Raw genomic sequence first — 20,994 nt, forward strand, 5'->3', positions numbered from 1 at the left:
AAGTGCAGCTATACTCGATCTTTATAATAAAATAAGTAGATTTTTAATAAAATTCAGGATATGAAAAGATTTTGAGTGAGTCAATGAGCCTTGCGAACAGCAGCCAAACCTTTCCAATCTTCCATGTCAAGTTCCGGCTTTTCTGCCCGGTATTTAGCATATAATGCTATTCCCACAGGATCTTCAAGGATCTCGACTCTGACACCTTTCTCGCGTAGCATGTTTTCATTGCCCGAAGCGTTTGTAACATCGCCGACAACTACACGGTCGAATTGGCGCATATATATCAACGTGGCGCAAATGTCGCAGGGGCTGAGCGTTGTGAAAATCGTGGTATTACTGAAGTCTTGCCTTCCCGCATTGCGTATAGCCGAAGTTTCACCGTGGTTGTAAGGGTCGCTATCCTGCACAAGCGTATTATGCCCTTTGCCGACAATCCGACGTGTGTTATTATCAATAATGACGCTACCGATGGGGCAACCACCTTCATCGTAGCTCTTCTGAGCAAGTAAAACTGCTATACGCATAACGTTACGTTCGCTCAGTTTCACAAAGAATTTATCTTCAACTATCGCAGGAAGACTTTCCGTGGGCAAATGGGCAATGACATTAAGCAGCTCTTCTGTAACAGGCGTGTCCTGTGTAATGAAGTGTTTCATAAGCTCTATTTTTCAAAGAATAATGTAATAAGACTATGGATAAGATATGGCTCAGGGTAGCAGAGCCGGGCGGTGAGAGCGTAATAAGGGAGCGCCGGCCCGATAATGGAAGAGAAGGGTCAGGGTGAGGTCATGGCCAATGGGAACCATAATCCTGTGAAGAAAAAGAAACCTCAAATTTAGTGTCAGGAATGTGTTTAAAGTTACAAACATTTCTAAATGGATCTTAAATCCATTGCCTGATAGGTATTCCCCAGCACAACCAGAAGAAATGTAATTAAGAGAGAAATATTATCTCTTTTCGATAAACCAAAAAATGAGCTTCAAATTCATATGAATGTCATAAGGTGTTATTTTATGAATCAGATCTTTGGCTAATGTTATGTCAATAACACCTAACCTGTGTGTTAGTAAAACCAAACTTCAGGTCAAAAAAGCCATAAAATAGGTTATAAATACAATTGGATATGTGTAATCACATATCCACCGGGTTAATGTATACATTTCAAGGTAACTGGTATTGCAGGTCTACTAAATAATATTACTCTTTTTTAAAAGTTTGTGCCCTGCCCGGACCAACGGAAATATAGTTAATGGGTACTTCCATGAGTTCTTCCAGCCTGTTTACATAATTTCTGGCATTTCCCGGGAGCTCCCCAAAGGCTTTTACTTCTGTAAGGTCAGTTTCCCAGCCAGGAAGGTCCTCATAAACAGGCGTGCACTCAGCGAGATCCTCTGTAAGTTCGGGAGGATATTCAAGCTTTTCTCCCCTGAATGTGTAGCCTGTGCAGATCCGGATTGGATCCAGGCCTGTGAGTACATCCAGTTTAGTCAGGGAAATCTCGGTATAGCCGTTAAGAGCAATGGCTTTCTTCAGCAGGGGCAGATCGAACCATCCGCATCTCCTGCTCCTGCCGGTAGTTGTCCCGAACTCTCCTCCGGCTCTCTGGAGCCTTTCTCCCAGTTCTCCCGTAAGCTCTGTAGGAAGCGGGCCCTCACCCACCCTCGTGATATATGCTTTCACTATGGCAATCACATTATTTACTCTTGTAGGGCCGACTCCGAGGTTAGCACAGGCAGAGCCTGCAATTGTAGAAGAAGAGGTTACGAATTTCTGGGTTCCGTGTATAACATCAAGATGAGTACCCTGGGCAGCTTCAGCCATCACATGTTTTCCTTCATCAAGAGCCTTATTGATCTCCCTGGAAACATCTGTTACATAAGTGGCAAACTGCTCGCCCAGCTCAAGGTATCTCTCTATCAGTGCAGGGTCCCGGACGATTTTCGGATCTCCTCCCATTGCAGCTATTTCTTTTTCTTTCTGGGGAGCAAGTTCCTCAAGTCTCGCAAAAAAGCGTTCGCGGTCCACAAGTTCAGCCATGCGGAATTCGTCTCTTGCTATTTTATCGATGTAAGCATAGCCTATCCCGCGTTTTGTGGTTCCGATTTTCTTTTCTCTGGACGCTTCCCTTAGCCCGTCCAGCTCTATATGATAGGGCATGATTATGCTTGTCTTCGCATCGACTCCGAGTTTTCCGGTATCTACCTTTACGCCGTGTTTTTTAAACATTGTAATTTCTTCGGCAAGAACCTCAGGATTCAGGACAACCCCAGGCCCGATCAGTACTCTGGCATCAAGCAGAATACCTGATGGAATCAGGTGCAGTTTGTAAACCTCGTCTCCTACCCTGACCGTATGGCCCGCGTTGTTCCCTCCCTGGAAGCGGGCAACAATGTCATAATCTTTTGCAAGAAGGTCGACAATTTTGCCTTTTCCCTCGTCACCGAACTGCGCGCCTGTGATTATCGTAAACATAAAGCCCTGATTCGGGCTTAACCGTTAATAACTTTTTGTTTCATTCCCCGAGTCCCGTCTCTGGTGGACGGTCCAAACTCCTCCCTAGAACTATGCAGTGTACTGCTCTTTTAGCTTCGCTCAAGAGGGCTAATTTTGGCACAGAAATTTAAAATATATCTTTCTGGAAACCGGGACGGAAAATGGGAATAAGGTTTAGAAGAAGGAAGCTCTGAAAATCAGCAGGCTGAGGAGCATAAGTATTATTGCAAGGATTGTTGCAGTTTTGGCGCTTTCTTTGTCGCTTCCGAAAATAATCGGTATGGGGCCGAGCATGATCACTCCGCCTGTTTTGATTTCGGACTTCGGACCCTTTTGAGGGGGGCTTCCATGGAATGGGGTCTCCGCATCAGCGGGGCTTTCATTACGGGTTTCTCTTCCGAATGTGTCTGTTCTGTTTGAGTGAGTCTGCATTGATCCGGATTCCTGGCGTAGGCTCAGAGCTATACCGATAATAATTAGCAGAAATCCTGTAAGTATTGTAAAAATCCCAATAGAAAAAAGCATATTTCCATCAATCAGCGTTTCTTTTTCCATAGGAACAGATAGAGAATTGACACTATTAATCCAAGTCCCAGCATATTTGTCGTTATTTCAGGAGAAGAGCCAAATACTATCGGGATTGGACCGATCATGATTAGTCCGCCCACCTGACTGCTTGCAGGATGCTGGAAAATGGTGAGAACTATGCCCAATAATAATATAATGAAGCCCAGGAATGTGACTGTTGCGCCTACTCTCAGAAAATCTTGCGATGTACGCATGTGGAATGATATAATGCTTGTATTATTAAATCTATCTTTTAAACTTTTTATATCTGTGACTCACTTGCGTCGTTTCTTAACTTAATTTGATAATTTTTATATAATGTGCCTGATCTCCGCCTCCACAGTAAAGAAAATTGACGATTGCTTTTTAATGGTTTATAATAGGATACCTTTTACCGGCAAGATTGTCCTCTCAAGCCGGGGAAAAATTTATATCATTTTGTCCTTCCCGCCCAGGCTTGAGCCAATAAAGAGCCAATAAAGAGCCAATAAAGAGCCAATAAAGAGTCAATGAAGAGCCAATGAAGAGCCAATGAAGAGCCAATAAAGGGCTAAATTAGAAAGTAATGTTGAAAACCAGTATTTTTAGATTTTCTTTCTGCCTTCTTCTAGGGAAGCTTGCTGGTATCTGGAGAACGCGACAGTACATATAATATAGAAAAAGAAGGATATGAGGATTGAGCGGAGTATAAAAATCGGCAAATCTCAGTCGAGTTTCCGAAAACAATTTAATTGAACAATTGAATAGATCCTTAGTCGGGATACTAAATATGCAGTCTGGATTAAACATGTTACAGATGTCGCAGGAAATTATATATACCCTTTTTATATTTATGTATGTATATTAACTCCCGGCATCTTAATATATACTGTGAAAAGTTAAGAGTACCTTTTAAATGTCATTTTAACCTTTGATATGTGTAAATCTTACTATAACGGGGGATTTTATGAAAAAGAATTCTTCCCTGTTTTCCCGTTTCTCAGGCTTTATCTGTTTTAAAAGCCGGGACGGAATATAATAACCTGAGATTTAATATACAGGTGGACAATCTCTCCGGAAATATCCTGAAACCTTGACCGGCTTGATGGCTCAGGCTAAATAATCGGTTACGGAGCCGAATAGCAAGTTTTCAGGCCAGTTTGCCATTAAATCACCATCTACAAATCAACAATTCCTGAGTGAACTGATCTTTAAACCATATATAAGCTCAATATTATGCGATAAAAAAGGTGTTTTAAAATGTCAGAAGACAGTGCAATAAGATCTTCTCTAGAAGATATCAAAACAAGGGTAGAGTTCCAGCTTGAGTGCGGGAAGATCGATGCTGAAGATGTGAAGTCTCTCTTAACCGAAATAGAAATCATGAGGGTCCAGAACGAGAACATGAAGGCCCGGCTTCTTGAGGCAAGTGTGGCGACAGGCAGGCACCTTCAGGAAATCAATAAATTGAAAGCTCACCTGGAACAGCTTACCGAGCCTCCTCTCTTTATTGCAACTATTCTTGAGGTAAACGGAGAAATCGCGCTTATAAGGCAGCATGGGAACAACCAGGAGGTTCTTACCCAGATCCCTGAAGAATGCATCGGAAAGATTGAACCCGGCATGAGAGTTGCAGTAAACGGGGCATACTCAATTATCTCCATAGTAAGCAGGGCTGCCGATGTAAGGGCTCAGGTTATGGAGCTCATAAACTCGCCTGGGGTTGACTACAGCATGATTGGCGGGCTGGACGAGGTACTGCAGGAAGTCCGGGAAAGCGTTGAACTTCCGCTTACCGAGCCTGAACTTTTCGAGGATCTCGGAATCGAACCTCCTTCAGGTGTTCTGCTCCACGGTGCCCCGGGTACGGGCAAGACCCTTATTGCAAAAGCCATAGCCTCTCAGGCAAAAGCAACCTTCATCCGGATGTCGGGCTCGGACCTGGTCCAGAAGTTCGTAGGCGAGGGCTCAAGGCTTGTTAAAGATATTTTCCAGCTTGCGCGGGACAAATCCCCAAGTATTCTCTTCATAGATGAAATCGATGCTGTCGGTAGCATGAGAACCTATGACGGAACCAGCGGCTCGGCTGAAGTCAACAGGACAATGCTTCAACTCCTTGCTGAGATGGACGGTTTTGATCCTAAAGGCAATGTAAAAGTGGTTGCTGCGACCAACAGGATTGACCTGCTTGACCCGGCTCTCCTCAGGCCTGGCAGGTTTGACAGGTCGATCGAGGTTCCGCTCCCTGATGATATAGGAAGGGTTGAAATCCTTAAGATCCATACCCGCAAGATGAACCTGGCAGATGACGTGGACTTCGAGAAACTCGCAAAAGTCATGAAAGGCATGAGCGGGGCGGAAATCAGCGTTATTGTCAAGGAAGCCGGAATTTTTGTGCTGCGCAGGCGCGGTAAACAGATTACCATGTCAGACTTCCTGAAAGCACACGAAAAGGTCGTAAACACCGAGGAACCCACAATTCCCCAGGCTATGTTTGTATAATCGGTCCTGGTAGCCCAAGCTTGAAAGTCAAAACCGAATTACTCTTCAAATTTAAGGAAAACTCTTCTGTAAAGTTCTCCTCAAGCATGCCGGATAGGACAAAACCTACCGGCAGTTCCTTCTTTTTTGAACTGTCAAACGAAAGGTTTATATTTTATAAATTACTTGAAGATATGCTGCCTGAGAGGCAAAGCATAATAACAGGACAACAAACTGCTCCGATAGTGTAGCTCGGCCAATCATTCAGGACTCTCACTCCTGCGACTGGGGTTCAAATCCCCATCGGAGCACTTTCCTTTTTACAACATTTTTCTTTTTACAATACTTTTAATCCAGAGTTTTTATCAATTGTTTTTTACCGGATTTCTTAGTCATCTAAAATTGATTCACTATCTAAAATTGATTCACTAATTCTCTCAATTCATTCTGCCAGCTTATTTCCAAACTTCGTAATATCTATTTATCTTCCTATCTTCCCATTATTGCCTGATCTTTCTACAGGATAGTTTTTCTTTGATCGGCGTTTAGTGATTATTGATCGGAACCAGAGGAAGCGGATTGGAATTATGAGAACAGAAAGCCTGCCGGACATTCCGGATATTGGAAAAAAGCTTCTTGGCTACCTTTATGGCACTGCCTGTGCGGATGCCCTCGGACGTCCGGTAGAACACCTGACCCTTGAGCAAATCAAAGATAAGTACGGAGAAAAAGGAATTCTTGAACTCCCGCCCAATTCCCCCTGGACTGATGATACCCAGTTGATGCTTGTACTTGCCAGGGCTCTGCTTAGGGGAGCAGAACTTGAAATTCCCGGGCTTATGGACAGGATAGCAGAGGAACTTGTACTCTGGCTGGATGAACCTGACATGGGTGCAGGGGCGACTACCAGAGGTGCAGCGCTAAGCCTTAAGGACGAGATTCACTGGAGCGAATCCGGAATCGGCTCGAAAACCTGCGGAAGCCTTATGCGGGCTGGAATTCTTGGTTTTGTTTACCGGAACGATCCCCAAAAGCTGGCTAAAGTCGCCCTGATTTCGGGCAAAATTACTCATTCCCATCCGGTTGCAGAGGCTGCTTCCATTGCAGGAGCATATTCAGTTAAACTTGCCCTTGACGGGGTAGAACCGGGAGAAATGTTTGAGCCTCTTCTTGAGGTAACTCAGGGAATCTCTAAGGAATTTACTCATGCCCTGGAAAATTCGTATAAATTGGCTTACAGTGACATCGGAGATGAGGAAGGCTTGAAGAAGCTCGGACAGGGCTGGTATGCTGATGAAACTTTTGCCCTGGCATACTTCTGCATATTGCGTTCTCCGGATGACTATAGAAAAGCAGTACAGACCGCAGTGAATATTACCGGGGACTCGGATTCGGTTGGGGGTGTTGCAGGAGGCATTCTTGGAGCCAGGCTGGGGATTGAAGCCATACCTGTTTCCTGGGTTGAGGCACTCAGGGATAAGGAAAAACTGGGGGAAATGGTCGGGCCTCTGCTTGAAAAGCATTATCAGGTTTCAGAGGGTAAATTTAGAGAATAACTTGAAGCCTTGAAGCTCTATTCAGGCCTTGAGATTAAACTGAGGTCTTAAAATGGGATTTTCCAAAAAAAACGTTTATTCCGGGAAAGGTGACTGTCCAGAAAAATATCTTTCTTCCCAAAAGGACATCTTCTCCGGAAAGGGCGTCTATTGTTTGATATTTGAAAATCGAGCATGCAAGCTTGAGATAGGTAAAAAGGGTGAGCTCTCTTTCCTGTCGGGGTTCCACATATATGTGGGATCGGCTCTGGGACCCGGGGGCCTTAAAAGGGTAAGGAGGCATATCAATCTCTCCCGGAACCGGGACCGGAATCCCAGATGGCATGTAGATTATCTTCATCTGAATCCTGCTTTCAGACTGGTTTCAGCGGTTTATGCTTTTACTTCTGCCCGGTTTGAATGTACACTTGCTGGCAGGATAGGAGGAGATTCGGTATCGGGCTTCGGGTGCACAGACTGTGCATGCAGTTCTCATCTTTTTTATAGAAACAAAAATCCGGTTTTAGAGATTACTGGAGCTTTTGAAGCTCTGGGACTTCATGCCGTTGTATTTGAACTTTAAATCTTAATTTTAATTTCAATTTTAACCTGATTTCTTCTTTGATACCAACAGGAAAGCTTAAGGTAAAACAGGATTTTATCTAGTTATAAGAAATTGGGTTGTTTAATCAGGGGATATTCAATGGAACAATTTTCTTTTATTGCCTGCATGCCTGATAGGCCCGGAGCACTGCATAGGGCGGCGGAAATTGTTACGCGGTACGAAGGGAATATTAACAGGATTCAGTACGACCACAGGATAGATATGCATACTGTTTTCTTTGAAGTGACCGCTGCTCCGCAGGCTTATGAAAAGATCCGTGAAGAACTGGAAAAGATAGGCTATCTCCAGACTTCTCTTCAGCCTGTAGCTTTCCTGAAATTCCATATTTATCTTCCTAACTGCCCTGGTGCTTTATTTGACCTCCTGAATCATATTACCTCATCGGGAGCAAACATTACTCTTCTTGATTTTGATGATCGGGGACAGCATCCTGAAAGGCTTGTAGTGGGTCTTAACATCGAAAATCCGGGTATGATCGATACCCTCCTGAACAGGCTTAAATCAAGATACAGGCTCGAAATTCTCGAGTACGATACAACCGGGGAGAAACTTGATGATACCGTATTTTATCTCCGGCTGGCGCAGAAGCTCAGATCCTTTCTCGGGAGTGCGGAAGATGCTTTTCTGATGAGGTTCCTGCACGATATTAACCATATTGCCCAGGAACTCTCAAACCTTCGGAAGGACCCTATTGAGGTTTTTGAGAATATTCTCAAAGTTGGGGATTGTCTTAACAGGACTTCAGGGGATAATTTTTATGCCGACGTACAGAGGATCAGAGTAAGGGATGATATTGAACTTCTGTGTTTTCAACTTCCCTGCGGGGGAAATATCTATCTCTTCGATACTCCTTCCGAAAGGGTCATGATCGACACCGGGTATGGGATTTATTTCAAGGACATTGTGAATATGCTCCAGCATTACGGGCTTGGGGATTTAAGCCTGCTCAAAAGAATTTACATAACTCACGCCGATGCCGACCATTGTGGGGCTGCAGGTTTTTTTCCTGCGCCATCCTATCTTAACCGCGAGACTTTTTTGATCACGCGGGAAACCAGCAGAGCCTATGGGTCCAGCAACCAGGGTTGTATTCTGGAAGAAGTTTATACGAAAATAATAAATCTTTTTTCCAGGTTTACTCCTCCTGAAAACATAGTTCTCTTGCCCGAAATCTCCCTATCAGGCAAAACAGTTGAAAAGCGAGGTTCATTTCCTGTTATTACCCGGTTCCTGATAGGCGACCTGGAATTTGAAGCCCTCGCAGGTATGGGCGGACATATGCATGGAGAGGTTTTTTACCTGTGTCCTGAGGAGGGGCTGCTTTTCCCCGAAGATGCCGTGATCAATTTTAGAAGCCTGACCCCTGCTAGAACGGAATATAATGTTCTGGCTGATTATCTTATGACATCGGTGAATGTTGACAGCAAGCTCGCGCGAGAGGAACGAAAGGCTCTTATTTCTCTCATTTCTGAGATCGACGATAAGCTTGCCGGAAAGAACAGGAAATGCCTTATCTGCTGTGGGCACGGTTCAATATCCGTAATGGAAGATGGAAAGCTTGTCGAATACACTGGTTCAGAAAGGTACGTTGCAGGGCAAAAACATATCTCGGTTTCTTAATAAAGTTCATGAAAATGAAAAAGCGGGAACTTCTACATGGAAAATCAAGAAAATTAGATAACTGACCTGATCTATAGGCTACAATTCAATAAATCTCTTTCTGGAGCTGTTTTCAGAGCTATTTTACTATATTTTGTGATTCTGCAGAATCAATCATAGTATCGATCGGGGGTAAATCCGACCTTTTTATATTTCAAGTTTTATATAAATTATTTAGGGATACTGATATTGACAATTCTGGAGAAGCTGGTTACTCTCCTCCTCTCCCTCCAAAACCCTGGCTGCTGCCTCCGGTTGACGAGCCACCTCCACCTGACCCACCAGTGCCGGTTCCACCGAAACCCTGACTTTTTCCTCCCGCACCCCCACCGGCTGTTCGACCTGCTCCTTCTATAGCTTTCATGATAGAGTCGGATGATTCGTATTCTCTATCAGGAAGTGTTTGCAGGTCTTCTATTATGTCGCTGGAAGCGTTTTGTCTTCTGGCTTGTTCTACAATTTGCTCTTTTCTCGCTGGAAACTGCATATTTCTAAAAACTTCCTGCATTGTACTGGCACTTGCCCTCATACCTTTTCACCTTCCCCATGTTTTATGGATTTACCCCCGATTTAAACAATTATATTAATCCTATAAATAAATACTCGGTTATATATTTTAAAATCAGGGCGCTTGTTACTGGAAGTTTCCCTACTGAGTGATATTACTTCGTCAAAGAGCGCTGTAAAAATCCGGTATGAAGGGTTGAGAAAAGTGTGCTGTAATATGAATGCGAGGGGTGCGATTCGAACGCACGAATTCCTACGAAAATGGGTCCTAAGCCCATCGCCTTTGACCTGGCTGGGCAACCCTCGCACGAATGTCTGATTTTATTTTATGTACTTCATTAACTTCATTAATATATATAAAAAAGAGCAATCTATATTTTTTCTCTAAAAAATATTAATGCGCCGACCGGGATTCGAACCCGGGTTTTGGGCTTGGAAGGCCCAAGTCATAGCCACTAGACCATCAACGCAAACTGCAACACATCTAGAGGTATTTCTTATATATATTCTTTTCGCTATCCGGGTCTCGCAAGCCTTTTCAAAAAATCGCTTGATCGCAAGCCTTTTCAAAAAAGGCTTGAGCGAAAACCCCCGGGAAACGGCGTGATAAATCGGCGCAACGCAAGCCTTTTACAAAAAAGCTTGAGCGAAAACTTTTTTTAAAAAAGTTTTATCAAAAACTAATGCTTTATTTAGACCGGTGTAACCGGAGCGTGATAAACCGGCGCAACGGTTTCGGCACAACGGTTGCGGGTCAACAGTTTTGATCAAGCGACGCCATGTTTGTGGTCAAGCCGATTGATATCAAAATTACAGCCCTTATATCTCAAATTTTAGTGGGTTATAAAGTTAAAAAATCCTATTATCTCTAATGACTACTGGTTAAGTGCAGGTGTGCGCTGGAAGTTGCATATTGAAGTGTCAGGGATGGATATTACATATGGTCTGCTGATAATTAGTATTTAAATATCTCCTTTTATATAGCTATTTGTTATATATCTTAATTTTATACACATAGTTTTATCTTATTGTCAACCTGTTTTTCGTATAAGACTGATCTTTTTAACGCATATATTTTAGAGTATATTCTCCTGGATATACTCCATATGATATTATTTTATTACTCTGTTAAAATCAGGCTTTTTGTTATATTTTCTATTTTTTATTAATTTTTAAATAAAAAAGGCTGTCTTTTTGTATCTATCTTTTAAAATTATTCTATTCTGATATCTGCACTAATCCAACATTCAAAGTGTGAAAACAATTTTGTCCCCCCAAGGGGGATACAGGTAGAATTTCTTTATACCATACTGAATGGATATTTTATCTTTCTTTTTAATAACTGATTAAATATTCAGGACTTAACAAAAACTTAATGTAATGATCGCGTTATACGGAGTTTTAGATGGATATGAAATAGAACACTGCTTGCGCTTTTTCTAACTGCTGGCGTGTTCTTTATAGACATATGCGGCGTTGAGTCTTCGGTTAGTCGTTTTGTGATAGCTGATGTTTTGTCTGTTCCCACAGATCCGTTCAGGGCAAAAGTGAAATCCCACAAAATAGGAGTAAAATCCCAGGAAATGAGAGTAAAGTGCAGGAAATTATAGAATACGGAAATTTGAGGTGGCATTCAGACTGACAGTTTTCGAACCAGAGACGAAAACAATGAGAACTTGAAAGTTCATCTAGGATATACAGGCAGCTTTCCCTCCAATCTTGCTGAAGGAAAACAGGTAAGTATTAGCTGAACCATGTCTCTGAACCTAAGTTTGAAGCGGATAATATCGCTATTGGGCGCCCGTCCAAGCACACGGAGTAATATTGATGAACATTGAAGAGTGGGAAGAATACAGATATGTTGAATTCGGAATAAATACCTTCATTACTCAAATGAAAGAACCCAGTTTAAAAAAAATGGTAGAACATGTCTGTAATACCGGAGGAAAGCGAATAAGACCAATTATACTCCTTCTCTCCAGTGAGATATGTTCAGGTACGTACCACCAGAGCCTTGAAGCAGCTCTTGCTGTAGAAATGATGCATTCGGCTTCTCTTATTCACGACGACCTGCTGGACCAGGGGCTTATTAGAAGAAACCTGCCTTCAGCTCCTGAAAAATTTGGCCCGTCGAAAGCACTTCTTTGCGGGGACTATTTAATTGCAAAGTCAATTGAACTTATTTCTCCTTATGGGGAAAGAGTAATCAAAGACTTCGGGAAAGCCGGAATGGATATGGCCGAAGGAGAAGTCCTTGACCTGAGGTTTGATAAGGACAATTTCGGGGAAAGCAATTATTTCGATTGCATTTACAAGAAAACAGCTTCTTTATTTGCGATCAGCGCTTCCATAGGGGCATATACCGGAGGGGCTGACGAAGCCCTGGCAGGGCGTTTTAATTTCTTTGGAAATTCTCTGGGAACGGCATACCAGATTGTTGATGATATTCTTGAGTTTCTGGAAGTGGTCGAAGGCAAGGAATCAAAATTCACATCTGAGACTCTGCCGCACGTGTACATGATGAATCTGTCAAAGGAAGAAGCAATACAAAAATCCATAGATGCCGTAAAGTTGCATGTTAATGCCGCAAAAGAGACCCTTCTAACATTCAAAGAATGTCCTGCAAGGGATAAACTCTTCCAGATTACTGATTATATCACTGTTGATATGCTTGAAAATGTCTAATCGACCGGCTCTTACTGAAAAATGAGTTGCAATCCGCCGAATTTCCTGATTTAAAACGTGAAAATGATATCATTCAGGTTTTATCTAATCTAATAACTCTTCCAATTTTGCCACTAACTTAACCAGGTGTATCCATGCGAGTATATGATAGTCCGGTGCTTAAAGTAAATGCCAGTACAGAAAACGAAAAAATGGTGCTTGATGCCGAAGGTCCTCTTTCTCAGCTTGCAAAACCCTTCCTCAAGCGAATAAACAGCATTTTTGCGGAAGAAAAACCTATCTCAATGAATGAGAACGAGATTATTTTCTCTACATGGATCCCACCTATTCCGGGACCTGTTTTCAGTCGCGTAATAAGTGCTGAGATTGCAGCCATCAGGAAAAAGAGAGTTCCTGATCAGTTATCAATAGGAATTACTGCCCGTTGTCCCAATCGCTGCATCCACTGCGGAGCAGCCGATATTAAGCCGGAAAAGGAACTGACCCTTGATGAGATTTCCGGGGCTGTGAACCAGAGCCTGGATCTTGGGTCTTATCTTATCTCTTTTGACGGCGGGGAGACCATGCTCCGAAACGACCTTCCTGAGATGGTAGCCAGAGTAGACAAATCCAGGGCAATCGCTACCTGCTTTACCTCAGGCTTCAAGCTTTCCGAAGAAAGGGCAAGGGAACTTAAAGCTGCAGGTCTTTACGCCTCAAGAATCAGTCTGGACAGCCCATTTGAAGCTGAACACGACCGCATTCGGGGTCGAGAGGGGGCATACAGGGATGCAGTTGCCGGAATAAAGAACGCGAGAGATGCAGGGATCCTTACAGATATGTTTGTGGTCGTTTCCCCTCACAACATTGACGACCTTGAGGAATTTTATAACCTTGCAGTTGGCCTTGGGATGCATGAACTCTCGATCTACGAAATAATTGCAGTCGGACGCTGGCTTGATCACGAGGATGAAGTGATAAGTGAGAAAGATGTCTCACGGCTTGAGAGATTCCAGAAAGCAATGAATGCCAGACCTGAAGGTCCCAGAGTGACCGCTTTCCCATACTTTATGGGTCCCAGCCTGTTCGGGTGCTTTGCGGGAAAACGCTGGGTGCACGTTGCTTCGGATGGGGAAGTTATGCCCTGTGCTTACACTCCTCTCTCTTTTGGAAATATCTGTGAGGAGTCTCTGGAAGCCATCTGGAAGCGTATGGGCAAGCATAACGCCTACAAAAAGGATGCCGCTTATTGCATGATGCGCAACCCTGATTTTCGGAAGGAATATATTCATACCATTCCTCAGGGCGCAAGAATTCCTTACAGACTTAAATAACATTTTTTATGTTATTTTTAGTTCGGTATTTTAAATTACAGCTTCGGAGAATAAACGTTTTCAGGGCTTTTTTCCCGAAATACTCCTTTTTTTCACGGAAAACAGACTGATTTCCCAACTTGAAAGTTGAATACTGAAATCTGCATACCGGATTCATCTGTTATTGGGGGTCGGACAGGAGCCTATTTTAAAAAGTTAGCTTTCGAAAGGTCTGGTTTTTTTGAAACTCGGCTTAACCGAATGAAAATTTTCACCAATTTCCGCCTGAAAGTAAGTTCTGTACTTTGGTTCAAAAAGCCTTTAAAAGCTTCCGTTCCAATGAAGAGTGGCTAAAATGCCTTCTATAATATCATCCATTTATAATTTTTTAACTGACTTTAATACAGTTTTGAATATATACATCGGATTTTATCTCTTATAATTAGGGTTACGCTTTACATTTTATTTTCAGGTTTTCAATTTGATAATTTTTCATTACTTAATTATATTTCACTGTCGGGATCGAATTATTTTTTACTGTTATATTTAATCTTTTTCATTTTAATCGTATATTTCACTATTTATATTTCCCATTTTCTTAAAAATTTCTTATACACTGGATGTATCATGATTTTTCATTATATTTTCTCTCCTCTTCTTTGATAAAACCGAAGCTGTTATATAGTTCTTTCACGAAGGATTTGTTAACTACCTCCATTGGAGTAGAGATTTTTAATTATTAATTTATATATTAAATTTTGAGAGACGGAGATTCACATGGCTAAAAATGAAATCTTATCTGAAATAAAAAAAGCTGAGGAAAGCGCCAAATCAATGGTTGACGAAGCCATTGACGCTAAAAACAAGCGCATTTCCGATGCTCGGGCTGAAGCCAGGGAAATCCTGAAACAGGCCGAAATTGATGCACATAAAGCTTCACAAGACTCTTTTAAAGAGGGTGAAAAAAAGATCCTGGAGGAAAGAGATAAGATCGTCATCGATGGTGAAAAAAACGCATTAGCCATGTCCCAAAAAGCTCAAGCTAACATCGACAAATCCGTCAATTACCTAGTACAGGAGTTTGAGAGGGCGGTCCTTAATGAGTAGACCTAAAGAGATGACAAGGGCCGTTATTGTCGGGCACAAAAGCATTCTAAAAGAAACCATCGATGCATTGCATGATACGAATCTTTTTCACGTCGAAGATTTTGTTGAAGACGAGTCTGGTTTTAAGATCAGCAAGCCATTTAAAAACGCAGAAGAAGTCTCTAAAAAGCTTGTGAAGATCCGCTCTATCGCCAATTATTTGGGGATTGAAAGCAAAAAACCGGCAGTTCAGAAATCTGATGCTGTCTTACGGGAACTTGACTCGAAGTTGAATGAACTGGATAGGACAATCTCAGCTAAAACGGAAACAATTTCCCAGCTTGAAAACGAATTAAAGGACCTGGATTCCCAGAAAAAGGAAATCCTGCCTTATCTGTCCATCAACCTCGACTTCGAATACTACCGTGGCTACGAGAGTCTCAAGGTTTTCGCAGGCACTGTAAAAGGTAGCCTGGAAGCGAGTCAGATTTCGAGTATCACCCAAGCTTACGAACTGTACTATGACCCTCAATCAAAAGCAGTTGTACTGTTTGTAGCTAAAAATGATGCTGACAAAGTCTACGAATTACTTCAGGGTCTTGGATTCAAAGAACTTAGAGTTCCAGACAGAGGTGGTGTCCCAAGCGAACTGTTAAGATTCATTGAACAGAAAGAAGCCGAAGTCACCAGAAGGATCGAATCCTTGAAGGGTGAGATCGAGTCCTTGAAAACCAAGTACGCCGATTTTATCCTTGCCAGCGACGAAGTCCTGAGTATCGAGAGTCAGAAAGCAGAACTGCCTCTTAGAATAGCTACATCTGCAAACGCGTTCATAATCGATGGCTGGACTCCCACCGAAGATTACGACAAGGTTGTCAGTGTAGTTAACAGTGCCACTAAAGGCAAGGCATATGTCACCAGCCTCGAAGTTCATGAAGAGGAAGAGGAACATGCCCCTGTCGAGTACAATAACTCAAAAACTGTGGCACCGATGCAGGAAATTATGGATCTGTATTCCAGGCCCAAATATACTGAAATTGATCCATCGGCAGCGATTTTCATCACCTTCCCGCTGATATATGGAATGATTCTCGGAGACATCGGATATGCACTGATATTGGGAGGGCTTGCGCTGGCTATCAAAGCAATGGTAAAGTCAGATGCAGTGAAGCCTCTCATGAATATTCTTATCTATTGTCAGTTATGGTCAATTCTCTTTGGAGTTCTTTATGGTGAGTTCCTTGGATTCTCGCTTGCAAGTTTGCATACCGCACATGGAGTGACGGCAGGCTTGATTCCGGGTTGGGAAACTATCACGCTCTTTGAGAGTATCGGAGGCGAGGCATTTACTTTCCCGATTCACAGGTCTCACATGGTAATGACTATGATTGCAATAAGTGTCTTAGTAGGACTGATTCATTTAAATCTTGGTTTCCTGTTCGGATTTTCAAACATCGCCAGGCACCATGGAATGAAACATGCAGTCCTTGAAAAAGGCAGTTGGATCATTATCGAGCTTGGTGTGCTCGTTGCAGTTCTCGGCTATTTTGGCGGCAATTCAGTGCTCACCTATGTTGGCGCTGGTATTCTTGTTCTCGGTGTCGTGATGCTCACCATGGGTGAAGGTATCAAAGGCCCGATCGAGTTGCCATCTCTTATGGGGAATGCACTTTCGTATGCCCGTATTATCGCAGTCGGTCTGTCTTCGATTTACATCGCAGGTACGGTAAATGATATTGCTTTCAAAATGATTTGGGCTGATCATTCTCAGATCGGCTTCGCAGCAGTAGCTGCAATAATCGTATTTATACTCGGACATGGCCTTAACACTGTTCTGAGTATTATCGCTCCCGGACTGCATGCACTCAGGTTGCAGTATGTAGAATTCTTCGGAAAATTCTATGAGGGCGGGGGCAGAAAATTCAACCCATTCGGATATATAAGAAAATACACGGAGGAATAAAAACATGACAGACGGAGCAACAGCAGGTCTCTTTTTGGACGCAGCAGGAATGAAAGCACTCGGCGCATCAATCGCAATCGCAGTAACTGGTCTTGCATCTGCAATAGCTGAGAAAGATATCGGTACAGCAGCAATCGGCGCAATGGCAGAAAATGAGGGATTATTCGGTAAGGGTCTGATCCTTACTGTCATTCCAGAAACCATTGTTATCTTCGGTCTTGTCGTTGCATTGCTTATCAATTCTGCTTAAATTTAAGAGCACTCTGCTCTTAAATTTCTTAGAGCATTGCTTTAAGCTTACCTGGACTTTTTTCCTTACCAGGCAAGCTTGGAGCAATTATAGTGCTCTAAGCTCCCCTTAGGTATCGTTGCACTCTAAGCAGCTTAGAGTTTCTGCTCTAGGCTTTAGAGCACTTTTTTGCTCTAAATTTATTTGGAGGTGTAAGCATGGGACTAGAGATCGTTGTAAAAGACATCCAAGAGGGTGCAAGAGCTGAGGTTTCCCGTATTAAAGCCGAAGGCGATGCAAAGGCCTCCGAGATCATAAATGAAGCTAAAGATATTCAGAAGAAGATGCTCGGAGACAGCCTTGCCAAGTCGGAAGAGGACCTCCAAAATCTGCACCAGCAGGTCATATCAAGTGCAAACCTGGAAGTGAAAAGAATTACGCTTAACAAGCGTAAGGAACTTCTAGATAAAGTTTATAGTCAGACAGTTGAAAAAATCAAGTCAATGCCGGCATCCAAAAAAGAAGAGCTGTTGAAGATTATTCTCAACAAGTATGAAGCTAGCGGTGCTAGAGTTTACTCTTCTAAGGAGTCAGAAGAGACCGTCAAAAAGTTAACTTCTCTGTCTTACGCTGGCAATATTGATTCCATCGGCGGAGTTGTTCTGGAAAACCAGGATGGAACAATCAGGTTAGATTTCACATACGATTCAATCCTGAAAGACGTGTATGAACGTTCATTGAAGCAGATATCTGATATATTATACGGGTGATGTTTGATGCCGCTTTTGGAGAATCTCTGGGGGAAAAAGCCCTCACGAAAATCCGATAAAAAGAAAAAAGGCAGTTCTAACTATGCTTATGCCGTAACCCGTGTCCGCGCGATGAAAAGTAAGCTGCTTCCTAAAGAATCGTATCCCCGGCTTCTTAACATGGGGATTGATGAAATCACCCGCTTTATCCAAGAGTCTGAATACAAAAACGATGTTGACGAACTGGCAATGAAATATAGTGGTGGCGATCTGGCAGAACATGCATTGAACAGGAATCTTGCGCTCACCTATGATAAGTTGGTAAGAATCACTACAGGAGAATTGAACTATCTGGTTGTCGCATATCTGAAAAGATATGACATCTGGAACATAAAGACACTTCTCCGTGGTAAACTCTACAACGCGTCTGTTGAAGATATCCTGGAATCTCTGATTGCTGCCGGGGAGTTTACTTACACTTCTATGTCAGAACTTGCAGCCAAGGCTACATACCAGGAAGTCATTGAAGGCCTGAAATATACTGAGTACTACCCCTTGCTGCAGAAATTTGACGGAACCAACCTGGCATATATAGAAAACGAACTTGACAAGATGTATTATGCAGGCTTGTTTGAAGCAATCGGAAAACCAAGATCCAAGGACCGCAAGCTCTTTACCAAGGTTGTCAAACTGGAAGTAGACGTTAAGAACCTGATTAATCTCTTCAGGCTGAAAAAAGCAGGAGTCGTTCAGCTTGATGAAATCATGCCCCTCATGATTGAAGGTGGTCTCGAGTTAAAAACCGAGAAACTGGCGTCTCTACAATATGACGAATTTGTCAACGAGCTTCAAAGAACTCAGTACTGGGATGCAATCTCAGGCGTTACAGGTTCGGACATGGCTTCTCTGAACACTCTCGAAAGCAGGCTCACAAGATATTATCTTGAATCTTCAACCATTCTTTCGCATGTATCTCCGATCACAGTTGTACCTATTCTGGACTATATCATTCATAAAAATAATGAGGCTACCAATCTCCGGATCATTTTCAGAGGTAAAGAAACTGGCCTCAGTGATGAGTTAATCAAAGACCAGTTGGTGATTATTTAATGGAGTTAGCAGTGATTGGAAAGAGCGAATTTGTTACAGGGTTCAGGCTGGCTGGCATCAGTAAGGTTTATGAAACCACTGACATCAAGGCTACAGAGTCCGTTATAAAATCTGTGCTTGAAGATAGAAGTGTTGGAATCCTTGTAATGCATAATGATGACATTAGTAATCTGCCGGAACTTTTGAGGAAAAACTTAAATGAGTCTGTCCAGCCTACAGTAGTAGCGCTAGGAGGCAGCGGAGCAGGCTCAAATTTAAGAGATAAAATAAAACAAGCGGTAGGTGTTGATCTGTGGAAGTAAAAGGTGAAATTTATCGTGTGGCTGGGCCTGTCGTCACCGCTATCGGCTTGAATGCAAAGATGTATGACCTTTGCAAAGTCGGTAACGAAGGGCTGATGGGCGAAGTCATCCAGATAGTAGGAGAGAAAACTATCATCCAGGTATATGAAGAGACAGGAGGCGTCAGACCAGGAGAACCCTGTGTCACTACAGGTATGTCTCTTGCCGTGGAGCTTGGTCCAGGTCTTCTTTCCAGTATTTATGACGGGGTTCAGAGGCCACTGCATGTCCTGCTTGAAAGGACTGGCGGTTTCATTGGCAGAGGTGTCACTGCAGACGGACTTGACCACCAGAAACTCTGGGACTTCAAACCTGTTGTCAAAAAAGGCGACCACGTAAGTGGTGGAGAGGTTATCGGTGTTGTTCAGGAAACCGTGAACATTGAACACAAGATTATGGTGCCTCCTGACGTCTCCGGTACAGTTGCCGATATAAAAGGTGGAAACTTTACTGTTGTAGATACCATCTGTACCTTAACTGACGGGACAGAACTGCAAATGATGCAGAGATGGCCAGTCAGAAAACCAAGGCCGGTAAAGAGAAAACTTACTCCTGATAAGCCTCTGGTCACAGGGCAGAGAATCCTTGATGGGCTTTTCCCTGTCGCAAAGGGAGGAACTGCTGCAATTCCAGGACCTTTCGGTTCGGGCAAGACTGTTACACAGCAGCAGCTTTCAAAGTGGAGTGACACCGAGATTGTGGTCTACATCGGCTGCGGTGAGCGCGGAAACGAGATGGCAGATGTTCTGTGGGAGTTCCCGGAACTTGAAGACCCGCAGACTGGAAGGCCACTCATGGAGCGTACCATCCTTGTCGCTAATACTTCAAACATGCCTGTGGCTGCAAGAGAAGCATCCGTATATACAGGAATGACACTTGCGGAATACTTCCGTGATATGGGATATGACGTCTCCCTGATGGCAGACTCCACCTCAAGGTGGGCAGAAGCCATGAGAGAAATTTCTTCCCGTCTTGAAGAAATGCCTGGTGAAGAAGGTTACCCTGCTTATCTGTCTGCAAGGCTGGCAGAATTCTACGAGCGTGCCGGAGTTGCAGAGACTCTCTGTGGCGAGAAAGGTTCAATTACTGCTATCGGTGCAGTATCCCCTCCCGGCGGTGACTTCTCCGAGCCTGTCACTCAGAACACCCTGCGTATCGTGAAGGTATTCTGGGCTCTGGATGCAAAGCTGTCTCAGAGGCGTCACTTCCCGGCAATCAACTGGCTGAACAGTTACAGCCTGTACAAGGAAGACCTTAATGACTGGTTTAATGCTAACGTGGCCCCCGACTATGTTTCTATGAGGGAAAAGGCAATGGATATGCTGCAAACAGAATCCGAACTGCAGGAAATCGTGCAGCTTGTCGGTTCTGATGCTCTGCCGGAAGAACAGCAGCTCCTGCTTGAGATTACCCGTATGATAAGGGAAATCTTCCTGCAGCAGAATGCATTCCACCCAATAGATACCTACAGCCCGTTCGCAAAACAGTACCGGATCATGCAGGCCATTATGAAATGGGGAGACGCTGCAATGGATGCCTTGAAATCAGGTGTACCTTCTTCGGAAATTGTCAAGATGGAATCAAAGGACGAGCTCCCCAAGGTAAAGTTCGAAGAGGACTTCGATGGTTCTTTGAATGCGGTCCTTGCAAAGATGGATAAGGAATTTGCAGCCCTGGGAGGTAAATAAGC

At 43.2% G+C, this 20,994-nt stretch carries 18 protein-coding genes and 3 tRNA genes; 14 read left to right on the forward strand and 7 right to left on the reverse strand.

Annotated features, from left to right (window positions below):
• Positions 1-80 precede the first annotated feature (80 nt).
• From EQO05_RS08190 to EQO05_RS08205, 4 genes are all read right to left on the reverse strand, one after another.
• Positions 81-659: a nucleoside deaminase gene (locus EQO05_RS08190; protein ID WP_128505487.1), complete on the reverse strand. Its 579-nt coding sequence runs from the start codon at positions 657-659 to the stop codon at positions 81-83.
• 541 nt (positions 660-1,200) lie between these two features.
• Positions 1,201-2,475, reverse strand: a complete 1,275-nt coding sequence (locus tag EQO05_RS08195; RefSeq protein WP_128505489.1) for an adenylosuccinate synthase — start codon at positions 2,473-2,475, stop codon at positions 1,201-1,203.
• A gap of 195 nt (positions 2,476-2,670) precedes the next feature.
• Complete coding sequence (locus EQO05_RS08200) at positions 2,671-3,051, reverse strand: TIGR00304 family protein (protein ID WP_128505491.1); 381 nt, start codon at positions 3,049-3,051, stop codon at positions 2,671-2,673.
• Positions 3,033-3,278, reverse strand: coding sequence for a DUF131 domain-containing protein (locus tag EQO05_RS08205; protein WP_128505493.1), 246 nt, complete (start codon positions 3,276-3,278; stop codon positions 3,033-3,035). The genes EQO05_RS08200 and EQO05_RS08205 overlap by 19 nt, the downstream gene beginning before the upstream one ends.
• 1,024 nt (positions 3,279-4,302) lie before the next feature.
• Between EQO05_RS08205 and EQO05_RS08210 the strand changes: the two genes are divergently transcribed.
• From EQO05_RS08210 to EQO05_RS08230, 5 genes are all read left to right on the forward strand, one after another.
• Positions 4,303-5,544: a proteasome-activating nucleotidase gene (locus EQO05_RS08210; protein ID WP_128505495.1), complete on the forward strand. Its 1,242-nt coding sequence runs from the start codon at positions 4,303-4,305 to the stop codon at positions 5,542-5,544.
• A gap of 215 nt (positions 5,545-5,759) precedes the next feature.
• Positions 5,760-5,834 (forward strand) — tRNA-Glu (locus EQO05_RS08215).
• A gap of 276 nt (positions 5,835-6,110) precedes the next feature.
• Positions 6,111-7,079 (forward strand): ADP-ribosylglycohydrolase family protein, encoded by a 969-nt coding sequence (locus EQO05_RS08220; RefSeq protein WP_128505497.1) that lies wholly within the window; start codon positions 6,111-6,113, stop codon positions 7,077-7,079.
• Between the two features lie 52 nt (positions 7,080-7,131).
• On the forward strand, positions 7,132-7,641 hold the full coding sequence (locus EQO05_RS08225) for a DUF123 domain-containing protein (RefSeq protein WP_128505499.1): 510 nt from the start codon (positions 7,132-7,134) through the stop codon (positions 7,639-7,641).
• A gap of 120 nt (positions 7,642-7,761) precedes the next feature.
• Entirely contained in the window at positions 7,762-9,303 is a 1,542-nt protein-coding gene (locus EQO05_RS08230; RefSeq protein ID WP_128505501.1) for an MBL fold metallo-hydrolase, read from the forward strand.
• Positions 9,304-9,553: 250 nt separating this feature from the next.
• Here EQO05_RS08230 and EQO05_RS08235 read toward each other — a convergent pair whose 3' ends face one another.
• From EQO05_RS08235 to EQO05_RS08245, 3 genes are all read right to left on the reverse strand, one after another.
• Entirely contained in the window at positions 9,554-9,871 is a 318-nt protein-coding gene (locus EQO05_RS08235) for a DUF2795 domain-containing protein (protein ID WP_128505503.1), read from the reverse strand.
• Between the two features lie 200 nt (positions 9,872-10,071).
• A tRNA-Leu gene (locus EQO05_RS08240) sits at positions 10,072-10,156 on the reverse strand.
• A gap of 91 nt (positions 10,157-10,247) precedes the next feature.
• Positions 10,248-10,319 (reverse strand) — tRNA-Gly (locus EQO05_RS08245).
• 1,357 nt (positions 10,320-11,676) lie between these two features.
• Here EQO05_RS08245 and EQO05_RS08250 point away from each other — a divergent pair.
• The 9 genes from EQO05_RS08250 (at position 11,677) to EQO05_RS08290 (ending at position 20,992) form a co-directional block, all read left to right on the forward strand.
• Complete coding sequence (locus tag EQO05_RS08250) at positions 11,677-12,534, forward strand: geranylfarnesyl diphosphate synthase (protein WP_128505505.1); 858 nt, start codon at positions 11,677-11,679, stop codon at positions 12,532-12,534.
• 134 nt (positions 12,535-12,668) lie between these two features.
• A complete protein-coding gene (locus tag EQO05_RS08255; protein ID WP_128505507.1) occupies positions 12,669-13,847 on the forward strand; it encodes a radical SAM protein in 1,179 nt (392 codons plus the stop codon).
• A gap of 756 nt (positions 13,848-14,603) precedes the next feature.
• Positions 14,604-14,933, forward strand: a complete 330-nt coding sequence (gene ahaH, locus EQO05_RS08260; RefSeq protein WP_128505508.1) for an ATP synthase archaeal subunit H — start codon at positions 14,604-14,606, stop codon at positions 14,931-14,933.
• Complete coding sequence (locus EQO05_RS08265; protein WP_205793747.1) at positions 14,926-16,875, forward strand: V-type ATP synthase subunit I; 1,950 nt, start codon at positions 14,926-14,928, stop codon at positions 16,873-16,875. Before ahaH ends, EQO05_RS08265 begins: the two co-directional genes overlap by 8 nt.
• Positions 16,876-16,879: 4 nt before the next feature.
• Positions 16,880-17,125 carry a V-type ATP synthase subunit K gene (locus tag EQO05_RS08270; RefSeq protein ID WP_128505512.1) on the forward strand — a complete coding sequence of 82 codons (246 nt, stop codon included), beginning with the start codon at positions 16,880-16,882 and terminating at the stop codon, positions 17,123-17,125.
• A 197-nt stretch (positions 17,126-17,322) separates the two neighbouring features.
• Entirely contained in the window at positions 17,323-17,874 is a 552-nt protein-coding gene (locus EQO05_RS08275; protein ID WP_128505514.1) for a V-type ATP synthase subunit E, read from the forward strand.
• Between the two features lie 6 nt (positions 17,875-17,880).
• Positions 17,881-18,963: a V-type ATP synthase subunit C gene (locus EQO05_RS08280; protein WP_128505516.1), complete on the forward strand. Its 1,083-nt coding sequence runs from the start codon at positions 17,881-17,883 to the stop codon at positions 18,961-18,963.
• Entirely contained in the window at positions 18,963-19,265 is a 303-nt protein-coding gene (locus EQO05_RS08285) for a V-type ATP synthase subunit F (RefSeq protein ID WP_128505518.1), read from the forward strand. Before EQO05_RS08280 ends, EQO05_RS08285 begins: the two co-directional genes overlap by 1 nt.
• Entirely contained in the window at positions 19,256-20,992 is a 1,737-nt protein-coding gene (locus EQO05_RS08290; protein ID WP_128505520.1) for an ATP synthase subunit A, read from the forward strand. The genes EQO05_RS08285 and EQO05_RS08290 overlap by 10 nt, the downstream gene beginning before the upstream one ends.
• Positions 20,993-20,994: the final 2 nt, after the last annotated feature.

The organism is Methanosarcina sp. MSH10X1, assembly GCF_004099695.1.
Taxonomy (GTDB): domain Archaea; phylum Halobacteriota; class Methanosarcinia; order Methanosarcinales; family Methanosarcinaceae; genus Methanosarcina.

What these genes read in the sequence shown, in the direction of transcription:
- EQO05_RS08190 (WP_128505487.1), bottom strand. Translation starts at nt 659, where the DNA reads ATGAAACACTTCATTACACAGGACACGCCTGTTACAGAAGAGCTGCTT.
- EQO05_RS08195 (WP_128505489.1), bottom strand. Translation starts at nt 2,475, where the DNA reads ATGTTTACGATAATCACAGGCGCGCAGTTCGGTGACGAGGGAAAAGGC.
- EQO05_RS08200 (WP_128505491.1), bottom strand. Translation starts at nt 3,051, where the DNA reads ATGGAAAAAGAAACGCTGATTGATGGAAATATGCTTTTTTCTATTGGG.
- EQO05_RS08205 (WP_128505493.1), bottom strand. Translation starts at nt 3,278, where the DNA reads ATGCGTACATCGCAAGATTTTCTGAGAGTAGGCGCAACAGTCACATTC.
- EQO05_RS08210 (WP_128505495.1), top strand. Translation starts at nt 4,303, where the DNA reads ATGTCAGAAGACAGTGCAATAAGATCTTCTCTAGAAGATATCAAAACA.
- EQO05_RS08220 (WP_128505497.1), top strand. Translation starts at nt 6,111, where the DNA reads ATGAGAACAGAAAGCCTGCCGGACATTCCGGATATTGGAAAAAAGCTT.
- EQO05_RS08225 (WP_128505499.1), top strand. Translation starts at nt 7,132, where the DNA reads ATGGGATTTTCCAAAAAAAACGTTTATTCCGGGAAAGGTGACTGTCCA.
- EQO05_RS08230 (WP_128505501.1), top strand. Translation starts at nt 7,762, where the DNA reads ATGGAACAATTTTCTTTTATTGCCTGCATGCCTGATAGGCCCGGAGCA.
- EQO05_RS08235 (WP_128505503.1), bottom strand. Translation starts at nt 9,871, where the DNA reads ATGAGGGCAAGTGCCAGTACAATGCAGGAAGTTTTTAGAAATATGCAG.
- EQO05_RS08250 (WP_128505505.1), top strand. Translation starts at nt 11,677, where the DNA reads ATGAACATTGAAGAGTGGGAAGAATACAGATATGTTGAATTCGGAATA.
- EQO05_RS08255 (WP_128505507.1), top strand. Translation starts at nt 12,669, where the DNA reads ATGCGAGTATATGATAGTCCGGTGCTTAAAGTAAATGCCAGTACAGAA.
- ahaH (WP_128505508.1), top strand. Translation starts at nt 14,604, where the DNA reads ATGGCTAAAAATGAAATCTTATCTGAAATAAAAAAAGCTGAGGAAAGC.
- EQO05_RS08265 (WP_205793747.1), top strand. Translation starts at nt 14,926, where the DNA reads ATGAGTAGACCTAAAGAGATGACAAGGGCCGTTATTGTCGGGCACAAA.
- EQO05_RS08270 (WP_128505512.1), top strand. Translation starts at nt 16,880, where the DNA reads ATGACAGACGGAGCAACAGCAGGTCTCTTTTTGGACGCAGCAGGAATG.
- EQO05_RS08275 (WP_128505514.1), top strand. Translation starts at nt 17,323, where the DNA reads ATGGGACTAGAGATCGTTGTAAAAGACATCCAAGAGGGTGCAAGAGCT.
- EQO05_RS08280 (WP_128505516.1), top strand. Translation starts at nt 17,881, where the DNA reads ATGCCGCTTTTGGAGAATCTCTGGGGGAAAAAGCCCTCACGAAAATCC.
- EQO05_RS08285 (WP_128505518.1), top strand. Translation starts at nt 18,963, where the DNA reads ATGGAGTTAGCAGTGATTGGAAAGAGCGAATTTGTTACAGGGTTCAGG.